Below are 16,149 nucleotides of genomic sequence, written 5' to 3'. Positions count from 1 at the left end.
GCTGGAAACGGGCCTTCTGGAAAGCTGTGTTGCTGGGTCTTAGCGCTGACCGCCGATGATGTATTGCTCGCTCGTCGGCACGATCGGGCTACCAGTCGTATTCACGAACTGGATCGCCAGCGTGTTCGCAGCGGAGACGCGTACATTGCCGATCGACAGGCCGACCTGATGCGATGCCTTGTTCACGTCGATGGAATCGCCGACCGCGAGACCCGGTACCGTGAACGTCTGCTCGGCACTCGTATTTGCCGCCACCGATGCAGGCGTCAGCGTTTGAGCGATGCGATACAAACCGACGATCGGCGTCGTGCTGCCGAGGTCCTGGAGAATTCCGGTGTAACCAGCCATTTAGGCCCCCTGTTGAGGTTGAGCGGGCAAAGAAAAACCCGCACTCGGCGGGTTGGATTGAGGTTGATTCTGCTGAGGCCCATCGGGCGGAGAGGAGGGATTACCCTCTGGCGCGCCGGTCTGCATCATGTCCATCACCACACCCGTCGCCACGTGTGCGACAAGATGCGGATCGAGCGGCTGGCCGAGCGCCTGCAAGCGCTTGGTTTCAGCGTCGTATGCCTTGATGTTCGTGTCCTGCTGCTCGCGGCCACCGCGCGCGTTCTGAAGCTCAGCAGTCAGATGCTCGATCATCTGGCCCATCTGCTGCATCTTCTGCGTGGCGTCGGCATTTCAGGCGTCGGACCTTCGCCGAGAATCTGCGGCGGGATCGTGCGGTGCAGACGTTCTGCAACCTCATCAGCCATCGGGAAGTCCGCGGCCTTGAACAGCAGATCGCCGGCAACCTTCATCAGGTCCTGATCCTGCGACATGATTTGCGTGAGCGCATGGAACGCTTCCTGACGGCGCGTTTCATAGTTCGGGCCGACCTCGACGGTCACGTCGTAACGACCGATTCCAGGGTTGTAGATCAGTTGCGCGGCCTGTTCCGGCGTCATGTCAGTAGCTGCCTGAGCCGGCGCGCCATCAGGCGTACCCACTGCGTGCGGCTGCTCGGGGTTCAACTGCGCGAAGTCCTCGCTGCCGTCCTCGCCCACAATCCGCACCACGCGCTGCGTGTCGTAAATCTTCGGGATCAGATCGACCATGATCCGGCCGGTGTACCGAATGGCGCGCGCAACGTTGTCGATGAAGTGATACGTCGCCTTGTCGCCCTGACGCTGACGCGCGGCAATGGCAACGCCAGCATCGGCATTCGACGGTGCACCGAACTGCTCCTGATACTGGCCCGATGTCATCATCAGTTCCTGCTGAGCCGTCTGCATGGCTTGCAGGTACGCAGAAGCGCCTACAGGAGGCTGCTCGCGCTGCGGACGCTCTATCTGTGAGCCGTCCTCGCGCAGGCTGTTGTAGGGCAGATACGCCTTGTTATCCTTGTTCGCGTTCGCCCATTCGTCTTCATAGCCTTCAATCGCTTCAGCCGGCGCGACATACGGCGTCTTGGTCTGCAACGCGATGTATTCGACGTTGGCCGAGGTCATGTAGTTGTACATGCGCTGGCCGTCTTTCATGTTGCGCGTATGGCCCTTGCGCTCAACCTTGCCGTTGATCGTGATTTCTTCACCAACCACACGAACGATCGGCAGATAGCGGCCCGGCCATTCCTTGCGGTCAATGATCTTGTCGCCAGCGATCTTGCACCACTTGAAATGCGGCTCGGTGATCTCGCGTTTCTTTACGCTGTCGTCGTCGAGCAATGCCTTACGCTCGTTTTCTTCGTCCACATCGGACAGCTTCATCGGCCCTTTGACCGGATGATTGATCAGCGTGTCTTTTTTCTCTGCGCGGTAGAAATACTCACACACGCGCACGTGGTCTTTCTCAAGCCACGGATCGCCGGTCGCATTCATCGGGAACGTGACGCTCGCCGGGTCTGACTCCGGGTACATCGCCTCGTATTCCTCTTTCGGCACGTCCTCGAACACGAAACCGTACTTTGCATCAGCGCCATCGGCCGACTGTATATCCGGGTCGATATAGACGCTCAGCGGATCTTTCACGCGCCGGATGAAGATTTCCTGCTCAAACGATCCGTCGTGCGCATAGTCCGTGATGACGCGCCAATAGCCCAAGCCTGCCTGGACAGCGAACTCAGTCGCCGTGTCGTAGGCAATCTCAGCGTGCGAGTTGTACTCGACGTGCCGCATGATGCCGTCGAGAATCTTGGCGATCTGCACGTCTGCCTTACCGTCGATCGGCAGCGTTTTGATGCTCGGCTTGTTCTGCTTCGCATCGTTGATGATCTGCAAATTGTGCTGACGCACCTTGTTGATCGTCAGGCACGGACGCGCGTCACCGTCACGCGACTGGCGAATACGGTCAGGCCATTGCCAGTTGTTATCCGGGTCGCCGTTCGCAAACTTCATGTCCTCGACGAACAGCTTGCGAAACTCGCTCTCAGCGTCCTCGCAACGGGCGAACCGCTCCTTCGCCTCTTTGACGATCGGGTCCAGCCCGCTCGCTTCAGCGTCGTCGGATTTGCGTTTGCGTGCCATTAGCCCATCCACCCTGTGCCAGAATTTCCGGCATGTCTGATACGAGGTTTAACTTTCGATTCTTTCTTGGGCGCGCGCACGAGACCGGGGAATAGCTCGGTCAGCACCCATATCCAGGCATCAGCGCGGTTTGGCGACTGCTCGCCCATGTATCCGACCGTACTGAATGCGGTCAATTCGTCCTCAAGCGAGCGGAACTCACCAACATGGCGAACCTTGCCCTGCTCATAGAGCGCTGAAAAAGGTTCTGCACGAACAGCCTTGCCGCGGGTCGCTGTGACCTGCTTGTAATGCGTTCTCGGCCGCGCGGTCTGGATCACGTGCTGCACCATTGCGCCGCCGTAATTGGTCTCGCCCACAACGACATCAGCTGCGTGCCGGTCGTATGCGTCGGCGGCGATCTTTCCCCATGTCGCCGGGCCGGCCTTCACCGTGCAGTCCTCAAGCAGATAGGCGTTCCCGTCGATACCAAGACCGCCTACGCATATCCCAATCGCGTCGTTGTCAGTGTTGTCAGCATCGCCTGAGCCGCTCGGGTCCACGCCGACCACCACGCGCACCATGTCAGGCAACGCGCCATCCATGTGCCGCCATTTGTCGATCGTCTCGTCGGCGAATAGCTGATTCGGCGTCGCGTCGGCAAACTCGCCCTTGAGAAAGCGCTTCTGAAGGCGAGCACTCAACGACTTGAGCGTGTCAAGATAGCCTTCAGAAAGGTTTTCAGCGTTGTCCTGCGGGTTGATCTGGAAGTACGCGTAATCCTCTCCGCGCGGCAGAGCCAGGCGCGTATCCGGGTCGCGCTTCTGCACGAACACCTGATAGGCCCAATGCGCCTTGCTCGGCGGATTGCAGTCGTAATACATGCGCGGCTTCATCAGACCGCTTACGCCGCCCTTGATGACCTGCTCGACCTTCTGCGCAAGACGCGTGATTGCGATACCGACCGACCCGAACGGGATCTGCGAGCATTCGTTCAGGTAGATCGTCACGTACTCCTGGCCGAGAATCTTTTCGGTACGCTCTTTGTCGTCCAAGCCGCCGAACCAGATTTGAGCGCCGTTCTCGAACTCCGCATACCAGTCCGTCTTTGACAGCGTGTACTTGACGCCAGGAAACGCTAGCCGCATCACCTTGGGGAAGGTGTCAAGCACAATCGAATTCTTGACGTGGTTGAAACGGAAGCGGACGATCAAATGCCGACTAGCCGGCGCTTTGAGCGCGCGCATGATGACGTTGCGCACCAGCAGGAACGTCTTGCCACTGCGCGAGCCACCAAAGAGCATGATGTGTGTGGCGTCGCCAGCCAGAACATGCTGGGCGGCTTCCTGCTTAGGGTTGAGCTTCACAGACGCTCATCTAAGGGCGTAGTTGCAACCACAATTGCGCCGCCCTCACCAGTCCCCGAGAGCTCGACCTTATCGCCATACTTCTTCGGAGCAAGCTTCGACGCCAGCCACTTTCTAGCATCCACGCGCAGCCGTGAGCGGTTGATCCATTCGCTGTTGGCTGTCTCGTGAGCGTCTGAGCCGTCACGATTCGTCTTCATTACAGTGTCGTGAGTCGCATCGTCGGCGATCGCAAGTATCTCGTCGGCCAGAAAGTCCGCTTGAGCCTCTCGTGCGCGCGCGTATTGGTCGCGGAATTCTTTGCGGCTCTCATCAGCCAGCCATCTGAATACAGTCGAGCGATTCGGCATATCGTCGCTCAGACAGATCGTGCGCAGACTTTCCCCGTCCGACAGACGTTCGCAGATCATGTCCGCAATCTTCTGCGTGAACGATGTTGGGCGGCCAGCCATAGCAGTTACAGCACCGCTTTCACATGCGCCACGATCGCCTCGAACTCATCGAGCGCGACACGTTCGGCATTGACGAGCTTCGCGCGGAAGCCGGCGATCTTCGCTTCGAGCATCATCAGATGCGTTTCGCGCGGCAGTTCAGTTTCCTGTTGCGGCGCATCCGAAGCGGCAGTAGACGTAGCGGCTTCCACAGCAGGAGCAGGCTCGCTCGGCGAGATAACGGGCTCCCCCACCGGAGCAATCTCCGGCGCTGCCATCGTAGGCGTCTCGTTGACCAGCACATTGCCAGTCACAGGATCGGTGCTGCTCGGTGCGGCGCTCAATGCTTCTGCTGCTTGTGCAATCGGATCGCTCATCATTCACTCCAAAGTTTAAGGGTGCTACGACATGCGCCCTGCGAGTTCCGGCAAGCCGGCGGAGGTCGGGCTTCACAACATTCATAGCTGCCGCGGTTAGCGCACTCACGGCTTGCGTCAACCGAATTGCGGTAGCGTACGCCTACAACCTGGGCTAAAGCGGCCAGAGAAATCGCCGATATACGTAGTTGAGTGCGTAAATCGGGAGAAGTCGTGAGCGATATCGATACAACGAATGGAAACGTCGGCCAGCCGGCCGAAACGGCGAAAAAAGGGTTTCTAGCTGGATGGCAAAGCACCGTAACGGCTATCACGCTAGGCCTTGGGCTTGCCGGCGCAGCCTGCAAGATCGGTTACACGATGGGCGCCGCTGCTGGCGGCGAAAAATACCAAAGCCAGATCAATGACCTCCGAGATAAGCTTTCGATCGCGACCACGTCTGCGGCTTTGAGTGCTGGAACACTGAAAAACTCTCAAGAGCAAATTAAGCAGTGGCAGGACGCATACAAGGCGTTGACCACCTCGGGCGAACAACTTGCCGTCGAAAACACATCACTGAAGGAACAGATCAAACAACTGGAGCCATGCGGGTTTTTCGAGAGACAAATCGACTCGTTGGAAGCGTCAATCTCTGCCACAGGCAATCCGTACCGCCAAGAAGCGTTGGCTCAACGTCGAGACAAGATCCAAGAGCAGCTCTCCACTTGTAGACATTAACGCCAAACGCTCTGCCCGTCGGCGCGTAATGGCTCGCTTCGCGGAATCCACAAAGCGTTGAAGCGTACTCGACTTACCATGTAATATTCCGTAGCCGGAAGAGCCGGCTTGAATAACGTGAGCCCAAATGAAACGAAACGACCAACTCGCCGCACAGATTTTGAAACACCTATCTGATAGCGATCGCGGAAGCGAGGGACTTAGCGTGATCTGTCAAGCGTTAGGGGGCACTGACAGCGATATGCATACGGCAATTACCCACCATGTGGCAATCCTGCAAGACCGAGGGCTTGTCAGCAACCTTGGCAATTTTATTCGGCTAACTTGGCAAGGCCATACAGTTGTAGAAGGCGAATCGCATTTCGATACTTCGGCCAAGTAAAAGCAAAAGCCCGCTCTGCTTTTGCTCGGCGGGCTTTAAAGACAGTTGTCGAGACTGCCTATCAGTTACAGATTTTAATGCAGACTGTTCAATCGACGCACGAACTATTTTGCTCAACGTTTTTTGAACACAGTGCGCTCATCGATTGGTGAGCCTTCTTTAGCGCTTTGCTCATCCGTATTGCGTCTTCAGCGAACTTTCGCGCCCGGTTGTACACCGTCCCGCGCGCGCATTTCAGCTCTGCGGCTACCTGCTTGATCTTTGCGTCGTACCAGTAGACGCCCAGGAAGCAGGCCGCCTCATCTTCCCGGCCCTCCTCTTCGAGAAGGCCATGCAGCGCAGAGTTAAAATATGGCATTTCCGGATCGAGCCGCGCGTCCGTCTCGCGCACAGCAGATCTGCGCGGTTGCAGCCTGGCCAGAATATTGAGCTTGCCAGCCGGCACATACAGCCGGCGTGTCTGACTCCACCATAGCCAGCGGTCGCAATAGGCGTCAATCTGATGCTCGGTCATCGAAATTCCTCTCAAGTTTTTCCAGAAACGGTCCGTTAAAGCAGTTTTTGAGGGACGCCATTTCATGCCAATCCTGATCGCAGCATCTCTTGGCCTCGTCATGGGGTGCATCATCTATTTCACTATTGACACGGATCACGCACTGAACTGGGCGCTGATCGCAACCGCCGTCGTACTCGTCATGCCAAGCGCGAGGGATTTCTGGCTTCTCGCAAAGCTGCACATCGGCAACGATTTCGGGGTCTTCATCGACCTGCAAGCCGCACAGATGACTGAGGGCGACGTCTGGGCTCGGATCGGCGGAAATACTTTGGCGTACATCGTCGCCACGATCAGCAGCCTGGTTGTGCTCAAGCGCTCGCAAAATCAGTAACTCAGAAACTGTTGACCCCAATTCCGCGCATGCGGCTTCTTGCGGCATTGTGCGAGTGGCATCATCCATCAGACTCAAGAGTCCCGAACTGGTCGGACTAAACCACACGCCGCAGGACGAAACAGAATTACTCTAAGAGTTTTTCCTGGTTATCTGTTCGCCCACGGCCTGTATTCTCTGCCTCAACTTTTTTCTTCGGCGGCCGTTAGCCTGATCATGGACAAGATCACCGCTCAGAAACTCATGGCGTCGGCCGATGCTACGGCTGACGCGATCATCACCGCTCGTCACGGGTATTTCGACATCCTCGATCCCGAGTTGGGTGCCGAGTACGACCGCATCGTGTACGGCATCCTCGCCGAAGAGATTCCTGACATGATCCTGGCGGATTTCATGGCGTTGCTCTGGTAGCAAGATCACACCATATCGCGCGCTCATTTCAGACACTCAGGCTGCCGTCGTTGCGGCCGTATGGCTTTTCATGACCTCAAATACCATCGCCCAGGCCAAGGCATTTTTCGACTCGGCGAGCATTGCAGCTGAAACCACTGTTATCGCGCGATACGGGCATTTCGACGTCTTCAAGGAAAAGCACTGCGCCGCCTACGATGCCGCGCTATTCCCGTTGCTGGCCGAGTACTTCGGCGAAATGAGCTTGACCGAGATCCTGGACATCGTCACCACGCTCTGCGGATGATCTGGTTCATGATGTCGCAGAGTTCCTTCGCACTGGGCGCCTCGGGAAGGGCCGTTCTCGCCGATGGAAACGGCTTCCCTGTTGTGACGTATGTCCAGGGTCGCGGACCGAGTGAGTTCCGCTGACCGCTCATTGCCCGCGGTCCGCGCTTTACATAGCCTTCCTCGATCAGCAGTTTCAGACATTTGCACGCGCAACCGTTCGTAACTCCAGTCGCTGCCGATATCTGTGTCTGGGTCAGCGGTTTCACTCCAAGCATCGTGCAGATCGTACGAGTGCTTGAGTTCTCGCGGTAAATTTCCTTTAGCGTGGGCATCGCCCCTCCTTCGCGGGCAAAATGTGGCCGAACCCGGCCCTCAGTAGTACTTATCAGCTCTTTCTCTTCAACCCCTACACCACACCCCCTCTCCCTTCCTTTTCTGGTGGGCAGACCTAGCCCATCCCTGGTCCGCCTTCACATGCTTCCTCATCCGGAGCCGCATGACCCGCCAGCCGTTCGGTCTCGGGCGCTAGCTTCGCCACCCTTATCGGTATTTCAGACCTATCCCCCAGTACCGAGTCTTCCCGCGCCGCTGGTGTTAAACCGTGTCCGCCCAGCGCGGTGCCTTGCTGCATCAGATGACGAGTCGTGCCCCCTTCATGATCTGCATGCGGACCTTCGCCGGGCCGCGATCACCCCATTCCTGCAGCGCATCGGCCCAATCTGTGCCCGTGATTCCCTCGGGATAGGCAATGCCACAACCAAGCGCCTCGGCGGCTTTCCTGCCGTTCTCCACGCCCTTGTTAATGCCCCTGTCGCGCTGCGTTTCCCAGTCGTTATCTGCGCAGACCACGGCCATCCCGCGGACCTTTGTGTCCTGGGCCACGGAGATAAGGTTCTGTGCGTCGAAACACACAACGACAGACGCATTGGTGACCGTCTGAAAGACAGCCAGGCCGGTGGCAAAGCCTTCTACAAAGCAGGTGACCGTGCTTCGCGTGCGCGACATGACAAAAGACGCGCCACGCGTCGAACACCCCTTCCGGTAGAGCTTCTGGCCGTCGATCGTGATGTTCTGCAAGCTCACCAACGAGCCGCCGCGATACATCGGGATCACCAGGTCATCTCCCTCCAGGCGGACGCCTTTACAACCCCTCAGAGACAACCCCTTGCGTTCTATGTATGCGTGCCACTCAGTGAGGATCGGGAGAGATTCCCAGTGCTCGCGCATGCGGCGCACAGCCTGAGCGCGCGCCGCCGCTTCCTGCTGCCGAAGCCGTTTGATGCGTTCGTCCATCGCGCGGCGATCACGTGGCGCCATCGGCGTGTCATCACGCCATTCGACAGCCTCGACGTCAGTAGCGAAGTTGATGAAATAGCCTCGCCGGCCGTCGATCCACAGGTTGTATGCGCCGTTTTTCTTCCGCGGCTTGTCCTCGGTCGGGCAGCGGTGCCACTTTCCGTCGCCGACCACATGGCGCGGAATCAGGCCGTGAGCCATCATTGCCTGATCGAAGGTCATGCGGCCTTCCTCTTCTCAGCGCGCCATTTGATCCAGTAACGCTTCTCCGCGTTGACAAGACGTCTCGCTACCTCAGGCGTCGGCAAAACCGGGATGGTCGCGAAGAAATCAGCCTTTGCCATCGTCCCGGTCAGTTCCTTGTACATGGCGTAGGCTTTCCGTCTGGCTCGCTCCTCGTCGTCCGACTTGAGCCGTGCGAACTGGCAAACCATAGGCCACACGTCGGTAAGAAGCTGCCGCTGATTACCGCTAGCGAGAAGTTCCTGAAGCGTCCCCTCTACGTGCTGGACTGTCTTGCGTATGGGATATTCGTGACCGCAACTCGGGCAAGCTGGACGCGCCTTGTGGAGCGTCGCGCAGTGGGGACACTTGACCATCGCGTCTTCGGCCTTGGGCGTCTTCTTCTCCGCCTTAGGCTTCTTCTTGCCGTCATCAAGCTCGATCGCTCCGGTTTCGAAGAACTCGTTCATCTCGTCCCAAAACCGTTCGCAATTTCCCGAATGGTCGAGCACGATGCACTCTGTCTTGCCGGTACCTGGACTGGTCCGCAGACCTCGGCCGAGCAGCTGGATATGGTCAGCAAGCGATTTGCGCAGCGGCCGGCACATAATCACGCAGCCGACGTCGGGGACGTCAAAACCTTTTGTTGCTTTAGAGACGGTTATCAGCCCGCGGATAAAAGAGTCCGCCTTGCTGAATTCAGAGACGATCTCGTCGCATTCTGAGTCGGTTTCCCTGCTCGTATAGACGACACACTGGATGCCGGCAGCGGTGAACTGGCGATGAATCTCGCGCGCGTGATCTACGGTGATCGCGCTGCAAATGAATTTCTGGTTGTTGCCATGCTTCAGGTACTCAGCAACGCAATCGCCGACGACTTCCAGTGCCCGCTTGGCGGCCTCTTTCTGCTCCCACTCGCCCACGTTGACCTTGACGCCATCCATGTTCGGCTTCGACGGCGAGAAGATGCGGAACGGAACCAGTGCGCCCTGCTCGATCAGACGATTTGTGGTTTCGACGTTGATTAGCGTGTCGTAGATCTGCCCGAGACCCTTGGTGAAAGGCGTGGCCGTTAGACCAAGCCCGCGGGCGTCGCCGGCAGCGAGGCGGTCTTTAGTCGGGGCATGCACCGTGTGGCACTCATCGACGATGATGAACTTCGGCTTGGGATCGTCAGGCCAGCCGCGGCGCATCACGGTCTGGATAGAGAGGATCTGTGCCCGCTCATAGGGCCGATAGCGCCAGTGATTCTGCTTGACGATGCCATGCGATACGCCGAACTGGTCGAACGTGCGCGACGTCTGGTCGACGAGGTTTTCTCGATCAACGACGAAGTGCGAATGCTTGCCGTTATTAGAGGCGAGGTAGGCAACGCATGCGGATATCCGCGTCTTCCCTGCGGCTGTCGGAGCGCACAGGAGGACATTGCGGGCGCCATTGCGATACGCATCGCTCACGCGCAACACCGCTTCGATTTGGTACTGACGCAGACCAAAATGTTCGAATGCTGCCAATTCTTCAGCCGTTGCCTCCCTCATAGCTGTTTCTCCGTCAGCTTGCGAACAGCAGAAAGAACGTCTCGATCGTTTTTCACGCCGAGGATCTTCCGCAGCTCCGCGTATTGACGACCGAACCAGTTCAACTGCTTCTCCCGCACAGCCCCGCGCTCGCGCTCAACGCTCAGCGCGCTTTCAGCGTTCAGCAGCAGCTGCATCTGCTTCATCATTTCCGCGCCCTGGTCCGTGGATGTCAGAGCGTCATTGCTGCGCTGCAATCGGTCGATCTGCGCGTAAAGGTCGTCCACATGAGCGTGGAATTCGGCATCGTCCGTGGAATCCACAGTCTGTGAGGACTCCTGACCGTGCTCGACACGAGGAAAATCGTTTTCGGTGCCTGCCTCGGACGGATCTCGATCTTTGCCCTCCACCTGTTTCAAGGCTTGGGGCAGGCTGATTTCGCCGTGGGCGACACGCTTCACCAGTTCGGGATCCGCCTTTGCCACCTTGTCGGCCATCTTTTGTGTGCGGATGCTCGCTCCGGACTTGGCCGCTCGATCAGCTACCGTGGATGTGGAACGGTCCGTCAAGGTTGCCGGACTATTTAAGCCCCGGCCGTCAGGGTAGTGCAACGTTGCACCTGCAACCTTGACCTCGTACTGGTTGCTTCCTTGAACCTGCGCTTCCAGCCAATTCGTAGCCGCAGCGACGATCGCCGCATGCTGGCCCGGCGTGAGGTGCCGGCGGTGAAGATTGACCGAGAGGACGTACGACAGGAGGTCGTAGTCACCGAGATCCATATCGGCGATCACCGGCTCAATACCGAGTTCGACGCACGCACGGTACCGGTTGCCGCCGTCAAGAATCATCCCGTCGTGGAGAACGACCGGCTGAAGCTGACCGTTCGCCGCAATGTCTGCCTTTAACGCTTCAAACTCGGCGCCTTCAAGACGCGGGAACAGCGTGCAGAGCGGGTGGAGTTCGAGGCTCATCAGGCATCCTCCAGACGCAGCAGGCGGATCAACGGAGACACCGCAGAGAACGGTACGAACCCGCGGTTGAACGCGGCCATGACGGCTCGCTTAAGCAGAGTACGCATGCGTTACTCCGCGCGGTAGCCGAGAGGATCAGCGATCCACTTGTGGACTTCTTCGTTTTTCCATACGGTGCAGCGCGATCCAAGCTGAATACGGCGTGGCGCGCGGCCTTCAAGACTGAGCTTGCGCCAACTTTCGCGGCCCAGCGGAAGAAACGGCTTTAATTGGTGCCAGCGGGAGAAGCCGTTGAGGGGAAGGAAATGTGGACGCTCTCCATCATCCTGTTTTTTGCCATCCATACTGTTCACTCCGCGGTGAATGTTGGTATGGATGGATACTATTGGCGTACGAAGCCCACGGATACGACGCCTAGTGTCTACGCGGACACGTTATGGCACATAACGTTAACGGATACATACATAGCGTATACGTCAGGTATCTTGGCGTTGTTCTTGGTTCTTGGTCTTTTTTGCATTCAGCTCTTTTAACAGCCATTCGTAGACAGTGATCTGCGCACGTTGCTCAGTCAAGGGTCTACCGAGCGTCTTCAGCATTTCGTTCGCCTTCGGAGCCAATTCAAACGAAGCTGCGCGTGGTGAAGGCCAGTTCCCTGCCGCATACTGCCCGATCACCCATTTACGAGCTGCGCTATATTTTTCATCACGTGCTTTGGCTCCCGCTTTACCGTTTGCGCTCCTTTGATCCTCAATCAATTGTTCGCACATACCCCATCCGTTGTTGAAATTACCTCCTGCTATCGCATCCACGACAAGGGCTAGATCGACTTCGAGAGTTCCTAGATGCGAAGTCTGGCCGCCGCCATTTCCCGCCATTGGATTCAACTTATAGAGAGCGAACGCCCCCAACATCAAGGCGGGCCAATGGCGGTCGTGCAAGTCACGCACATATGCCGGACTCTTAGACCAATCTATATGTTCCTGGTCAACTTTGAACGACCAGTTCAGGAGAACGTTGACCGGGCCTTCGCGTTTGATATACCCGTCACCGGTGCAGTAACTTCGAGTGTATTCGTTGTCGGCTATGACCTTTTGTTCGATAGAATTGCGGAACCAGTTGGCGCCCTGTTCGCCAGCACACCTCAGTTCTTCCAGCATAAATCCGACCAACTCGTTCAGGTCCGTAATCTCCGGGTCGCCCGTTTCGGGGTGTTTGCACAACGAATACGCCTGTCGAGCAAGTTCATTAAGAAGAGGCGAAACATCTCTTCGGAAGTTTAAATACTGATGAGCATCGGCTCGTTGGAGGTTCGAGAGATAGTCCATTTTCCGCTCCCATATTGCGGCCCCATATTGCTTGGAACCGCGCCAACAGGGTAAGGGAACCCTGCTTTCGACCCGTCGGGCTAGGCGCGGTGAAAATATTATGCCAATCCGCCGTAAGCGAAAATCACCGGAGGCGAGACGTTATCACCCTGACCGTCATAAGCAGGTGATGCGCCATTTCGTCGAACATAGCCTGAACTTCTTCGCGCGAACTTGGCAAGTCGATGTGCCCCGGAGGTTGCGGCGGCCGATAGTGGTCCAATTGATGGACCTCGGCGCGCGGCAGCGCAGATGCAGTCCGGCGCTTCTTTGCCCTCTTCGCGATGGGAAGGACGTGGACATTGTCATCCATGACCGTTCTCCAAAAGTGAGCGGCAAGCATACAAGGCGTCCCGTGCGGTTTCAATCTGGCCGCGGAGCATCGGGAGAAGATTGTCTAGGAGCGTCTGAAGAGGCTCGAAATCGCCTTGGTTCTGCGCGGCACCCTTTGCCCATTGCAGCGCATTTACCAGCAGCAAAGCCTGTTCGGATGCCATCGTCCCTTCGAAAGGGTTTGGCGTAGAAGGTACCTGTTGCAAAGGCGAGACCGAAATATTGATGGGCTTATTCATGACGCAAACCCTCGGCAGCATCCGCGAGATCCCTCAGGCTCACTGCCAGTTGCTCTGTCTCGTCGCGTACATCCACAAGCGTGCAACGCGTGGGAAGCGCGCCGGCTGCATCGTCCGGCAACGCTTCAACCATGAAGGCGACCACGTTGAAGATCTTCCATGCCAAGCGGAATTTCTGCGCCAATAGGTTGGCGAGGCGTTCGCGCGTAGAGTCACCGCTCGGGGAAGCGAGGAATTCGCCAACGCCTGCCTCGAACTGCCCCATCATCGAATCCACCAGTACGCCGAATTCGTCCTCGGACTGCCCACAGGCGGTCGGGACGTTGGCGTTCATCCAGCCTGTCCAGAGGCTCGGCAACACCTCTGCCACGGCGGCGCTGTCGAGAAGGATTGTACGACCGGCAGCGTGCGCGCGCCGCATTGCTTCGTCTCGCGGGATTGAGGCGAGATTGACCAACGGTGGATCGTTTTTCTCTAAACGATCTGATTCTAAAGAGAACATGACTTGGACTCCTACTTTACATAGAAGCCCGCTTCTCATCGCCAAATGAGGGTGGGCGGGCACATGACGAGGTTGGCGAACCGGCAAGTAGGAAACCGGCATGCGCGCGAGCGCATCCCCATCAAGGCCCACCCATAAACTGGGTACGCGATGATACTACGGACGAAAAAATACCGCCTTGTGGCGGTTCGTCCGCCCACTTAACTCAGGTCGCCAAACCCGATCGCTGTTGTTTCAGCGACGACTCAAGCATAGTCAACGAGCGCTCAAACGTCAAGCCGGGTTTCACTACAAAAATATTAGGCTTACCTAAACAATTTGTAGAACTACAGTAGCGTTCCTATTAAAACGATTCCTCGCCGATTCGCCTACAAATGGATCCGTGAGACATACAAGTCTCACCGCCACCTAGCAAACAGTAAAGTACACTAAACCTTTTTGGTTTAGTTCACTAAACTTCGTCCCGCCAAGGGCACCCGCCACGTCATCCCTGCCGCCGCAAATTGATTCTCTCGATGACATGCGTGTCTATCGACATTCGATTTCATCACGCTCCGCTCGCCAAAAAATATCCTGTTGCAGCCCGGCAATCCAGCCGTGGAATTTTTGGGACATCGGAGATTTGGATGAACAGCAGAAAGAAGCAGTTCCAGGGCAAGCGCGGCCGAATGCTTGAACTCATTAGGGAGTATCCGGGAATCACGTCCGGCGAACTGGCAGAAAAAGTCGGAGTGGAGGATTCGAGCTCGGTTTCTAGTGCAATGTGGACGGCGATTCGCCGTGGTCATGTCATGGTTGAAAGAGTGATCCGAAACGGCAAATCAACGAATGCACACTATCACCCTGATCAGGTTCCGCCAGACGCCGTCGAACGGGTCCAGCAAAAGCTGGTCAACGCCAGCCAGGTCATCCCAATATCGACGACCAACAGCGTACGGAGCAGCGTGTTCGACGTTCCGGGTGCGAAGCAACGACGGAAGAAACAGGCACCCAGGAAGGCACCATCTCGCGCGCCAGCGGCCGCGCCTTCACTGTCAGCGACTGCGCCGGCTATGGCATTATCAGCTTCGCCCTCTTCGCAAGCCGCTCCGCGAACTTTCGCATGCGCAATCACCAACGATGGAAGTCTCGTGCTGATGCGCTCTGGCGAGATTCAGTTTTCGCTGACAGATGTCGAGGCCGCGACGCTACAAAGCTATTTGTTGAAGCGAGCGGCGGCCAGCATGCTTGCCAGCATGGTCTGATGCGGATGCCGGCGGCACGGCGCCGGCGATGTCTTCTCGATCTACGCATAGTCGTGCAAGATTGCGGCGCACCGAACGCTTGCGGTCGGCAACCCATCGCTGCACAATCCGGCAGTCAAAGGGAACACTAATGAAAATCAAAATAGCCTTGGCAGCGCTGACCATGCTTGCCGCATGCACCACCATATCCGACGTCACGCCGGCCGGGGATGGCCGCTACACCTCACAACGCAAGTCCGCGGCGGCATGACGCCATGGGGCGAAATCAAAGCGGCGAGCCTCAAGCGCGCTGACGAGTACTGCAGCCATCAAGGCAAGCAGATGCACCAAGTCGATATGCAGACGCACGGCGTCCGCGGGTGGACGCCGCAGGAAGCGGAATTAGTATTTTCCTGCATTGCTTCCTGAGGTCAGGCTGCCGGAAAACCGCCTTGCAGCCGGGGCTTTTAATGTCAAGGCTTGGTTCCCCCGGGCACGAAAGCGCTAGCCATCGCCGCAGCTCCCTGACAGGTCTTCATTACTCGGTCAAAGCTGGAGCCGTCAGAATATGGGTTCCGCTGCATATCTAGCGCGGCCTTCATGGCCTCGCTTTCGCACCGTTGTTCTGCTGGCAGAATCACGCCGAACAAGGTCCCGGCGTAAAAGAGCGTGGCCATCTGATACACCACATAAGTTGCAGCAACCGCACCGCCAATCGCCTTCCACATGTCACTCTCCGAGTTAGAGACATCGACGGGGTTAACGGCCTCACCGTGCCAAACTTGACGGTAGCCAGGGAAGAAATTCGGGACGTAAATGAACAGAGCCCCGACCTCCGCAAGCGGCCTGGAAGATGAAGCGCGCACCGAACCGCTCGGTTGCATCACGCTACGTTTTTAGCGAAAGACACGAATGCGTAAGTCGGAATCCGGGTAGCGACCGTCGCCTGAGTCGAAGCGCTGATGGGAGCCGGGTCAGGCCCGGCGCATGCGCGATATACTGTACATTCATACAGTGTCTTGACCATGCCTCATTTCGACCCCTACGGCAATCCGCGCCCCTGCGTCGGTTGCGAGCACTTTGCCGAGTTCCGCTCAGGCGGCTCGATCGTTCTTTGTATGTACGGCGATCGCGCCCAGGTCAACGCGCAGCCG

The 16,149-nt window shown here is 57.4% G+C and carries 22 protein-coding genes; 6 read left to right on the top strand and 16 right to left on the bottom strand.

All coding sequences use genetic code 11. The annotated features are described in order from the left end of the window. Nucleotides 1-39 precede the first annotated feature (39 nt). From J2W46_RS14690 to J2W46_RS14665, 6 genes are read right to left on the bottom strand one after another with little or no spacing between them, the layout of a single operon-like run. Nucleotides 40-348 carry a hypothetical protein gene (locus tag J2W46_RS14690; protein WP_310354593.1) on the bottom strand — a complete coding sequence of 103 codons (309 nt, stop codon included), beginning with the start codon at nt 346-348 and terminating at the stop codon, nt 40-42. Further along, a complete protein-coding gene (locus J2W46_RS14685) occupies nt 349-651 on the bottom strand; it encodes a hypothetical protein (RefSeq protein WP_310354591.1) in 303 nt (100 codons plus the stop codon). Beyond that, on the bottom strand, nt 639-2,504 hold the full coding sequence (locus J2W46_RS14680) for a portal protein (protein WP_310354590.1): 1,866 nt from the start codon (nt 2,502-2,504) through the stop codon (nt 639-641). The genes J2W46_RS14685 and J2W46_RS14680 overlap by 13 nt, the downstream gene beginning before the upstream one ends. Next, nucleotides 2,504-3,850, bottom strand: a complete 1,347-nt coding sequence (locus J2W46_RS14675) for a phage terminase large subunit (RefSeq protein WP_310354588.1) — start codon at nt 3,848-3,850, stop codon at nt 2,504-2,506. The genes J2W46_RS14680 and J2W46_RS14675 overlap by 1 nt, the downstream gene beginning before the upstream one ends. Continuing rightward, entirely contained in the window at nt 3,847-4,302 is a 456-nt protein-coding gene (locus J2W46_RS14670; RefSeq protein WP_374726831.1) for a terminase small subunit-like protein, read from the bottom strand. The genes J2W46_RS14675 and J2W46_RS14670 overlap by 4 nt, the downstream gene beginning before the upstream one ends. Before the next feature lie 5 nt (nt 4,303-4,307). After that, nucleotides 4,308-4,658, bottom strand: a complete 351-nt coding sequence (locus tag J2W46_RS14665; protein ID WP_310354585.1) for a hypothetical protein — start codon at nt 4,656-4,658, stop codon at nt 4,308-4,310. Between the two features lie 213 nt (nt 4,659-4,871). Between J2W46_RS14665 and J2W46_RS14660 the strand changes: the two genes are divergently transcribed. Both J2W46_RS14660 and J2W46_RS14655 read left to right on the top strand, forming a co-directional pair. Then, nucleotides 4,872-5,375, top strand: coding sequence for a hypothetical protein (locus tag J2W46_RS14660; protein ID WP_310354583.1), 504 nt, complete (start codon nt 4,872-4,874; stop codon nt 5,373-5,375). Between the two features lie 127 nt (nt 5,376-5,502). After that, on the top strand, nt 5,503-5,757 hold the full coding sequence (locus J2W46_RS14655) for a hypothetical protein (RefSeq protein ID WP_310354581.1): 255 nt from the start codon (nt 5,503-5,505) through the stop codon (nt 5,755-5,757). An 88-nt stretch (nt 5,758-5,845) separates the two neighbouring features. Here J2W46_RS14655 and J2W46_RS14650 read toward each other — a convergent pair whose 3' ends face one another. Beyond that, nucleotides 5,846-6,337 carry a hypothetical protein gene (locus J2W46_RS14650; RefSeq protein WP_310354579.1) on the bottom strand — a complete coding sequence of 164 codons (492 nt, stop codon included), beginning with the start codon at nt 6,335-6,337 and terminating at the stop codon, nt 5,846-5,848. On the opposite strand from J2W46_RS14650, the gene J2W46_RS14645 reads away from it, so the two are divergent. The 3 genes from J2W46_RS14645 (at nt 6,336) to J2W46_RS14635 (ending at nt 7,341) form a co-directional block, all read left to right on the top strand. Beyond that, nucleotides 6,336-6,644 (top strand): hypothetical protein, encoded by a 309-nt coding sequence (locus tag J2W46_RS14645; RefSeq protein WP_310354578.1) that lies wholly within the window; start codon nt 6,336-6,338, stop codon nt 6,642-6,644. The two genes, J2W46_RS14650 and J2W46_RS14645, sit on opposite strands and share 2 nt — an antisense overlap. A 216-nt stretch (nt 6,645-6,860) precedes the next feature. Next, the gene (locus J2W46_RS14640) at nt 6,861-7,055 is read left to right on the top strand and encodes a hypothetical protein (RefSeq protein WP_310354577.1); all 195 of its coding nucleotides are present in this window, start codon (nt 6,861-6,863) and stop codon (nt 7,053-7,055) included. A 70-nt stretch (nt 7,056-7,125) separates the two neighbouring features. Further along, entirely contained in the window at nt 7,126-7,341 is a 216-nt protein-coding gene (locus tag J2W46_RS14635; protein ID WP_310354575.1) for a hypothetical protein, read from the top strand. Between the two features lie 614 nt (nt 7,342-7,955). On the opposite strand, the gene J2W46_RS14630 is transcribed toward J2W46_RS14635, so the two are convergent. From J2W46_RS14630 to J2W46_RS14595, 8 genes are all read right to left on the bottom strand, one after another. After that, a complete protein-coding gene (locus tag J2W46_RS14630) occupies nt 7,956-8,843 on the bottom strand; it encodes a toprim domain-containing protein (protein WP_310354573.1) in 888 nt (295 codons plus the stop codon). Beyond that, nucleotides 8,840-10,381 (bottom strand): DEAD/DEAH box helicase, encoded by a 1,542-nt coding sequence (locus J2W46_RS14625; protein WP_310354571.1) that lies wholly within the window; start codon nt 10,379-10,381, stop codon nt 8,840-8,842. Before J2W46_RS14625 ends, J2W46_RS14630 begins: the two co-directional genes overlap by 4 nt. Beyond that, nucleotides 10,378-11,331: a ParB/RepB/Spo0J family partition protein gene (locus tag J2W46_RS14620; protein ID WP_310354569.1), complete on the bottom strand. Its 954-nt coding sequence runs from the start codon at nt 11,329-11,331 to the stop codon at nt 10,378-10,380. The genes J2W46_RS14625 and J2W46_RS14620 overlap by 4 nt, the downstream gene beginning before the upstream one ends. A gap of 110 nt (nt 11,332-11,441) precedes the next feature. After that, entirely contained in the window at nt 11,442-11,675 is a 234-nt protein-coding gene (locus J2W46_RS14615) for a helix-turn-helix transcriptional regulator (RefSeq protein WP_310354567.1), read from the bottom strand. A 132-nt stretch (nt 11,676-11,807) separates the two neighbouring features. Further along, nucleotides 11,808-12,659, bottom strand: coding sequence for a hypothetical protein (locus J2W46_RS14610; RefSeq protein ID WP_310354565.1), 852 nt, complete (start codon nt 12,657-12,659; stop codon nt 11,808-11,810). A 124-nt stretch (nt 12,660-12,783) separates the two neighbouring features. Continuing rightward, nucleotides 12,784-13,011, bottom strand: a complete 228-nt coding sequence (locus J2W46_RS14605; RefSeq protein ID WP_310354563.1) for a hypothetical protein — start codon at nt 13,009-13,011, stop codon at nt 12,784-12,786. Further along, nucleotides 13,004-13,270, bottom strand: a complete 267-nt coding sequence (locus tag J2W46_RS14600) for a hypothetical protein (protein ID WP_310354561.1) — start codon at nt 13,268-13,270, stop codon at nt 13,004-13,006. The genes J2W46_RS14605 and J2W46_RS14600 overlap by 8 nt, the downstream gene beginning before the upstream one ends. Then, nucleotides 13,263-13,772 carry a hypothetical protein gene (locus J2W46_RS14595; protein WP_310354560.1) on the bottom strand — a complete coding sequence of 170 codons (510 nt, stop codon included), beginning with the start codon at nt 13,770-13,772 and terminating at the stop codon, nt 13,263-13,265. Before J2W46_RS14595 ends, J2W46_RS14600 begins: the two co-directional genes overlap by 8 nt. Before the next feature lie 524 nt (nt 13,773-14,296). Between J2W46_RS14595 and J2W46_RS14590 the strand changes: the two genes are divergently transcribed. Beyond that, nucleotides 14,297-15,016 (top strand): hypothetical protein, encoded by a 720-nt coding sequence (locus J2W46_RS14590; RefSeq protein ID WP_310354559.1) that lies wholly within the window; start codon nt 14,297-14,299, stop codon nt 15,014-15,016. Nucleotides 15,017-15,468: 452 nt separating this feature from the next. On the opposite strand, the gene J2W46_RS14585 is transcribed toward J2W46_RS14590, so the two are convergent. Beyond that, nucleotides 15,469-15,723 (bottom strand): hypothetical protein, encoded by a 255-nt coding sequence (locus J2W46_RS14585; RefSeq protein ID WP_153067615.1) that lies wholly within the window; start codon nt 15,721-15,723, stop codon nt 15,469-15,471. Nucleotides 15,724-16,149: the final 426 nt, after the last annotated feature.

Source organism: Paraburkholderia strydomiana (assembly GCF_031456815.1).
Classification (GTDB): Bacteria; Pseudomonadota; Gammaproteobacteria; order Burkholderiales; family Burkholderiaceae; genus Paraburkholderia; species Paraburkholderia caledonica.
This window is presented reverse-complemented; position numbering and strand designations above follow the sequence as displayed.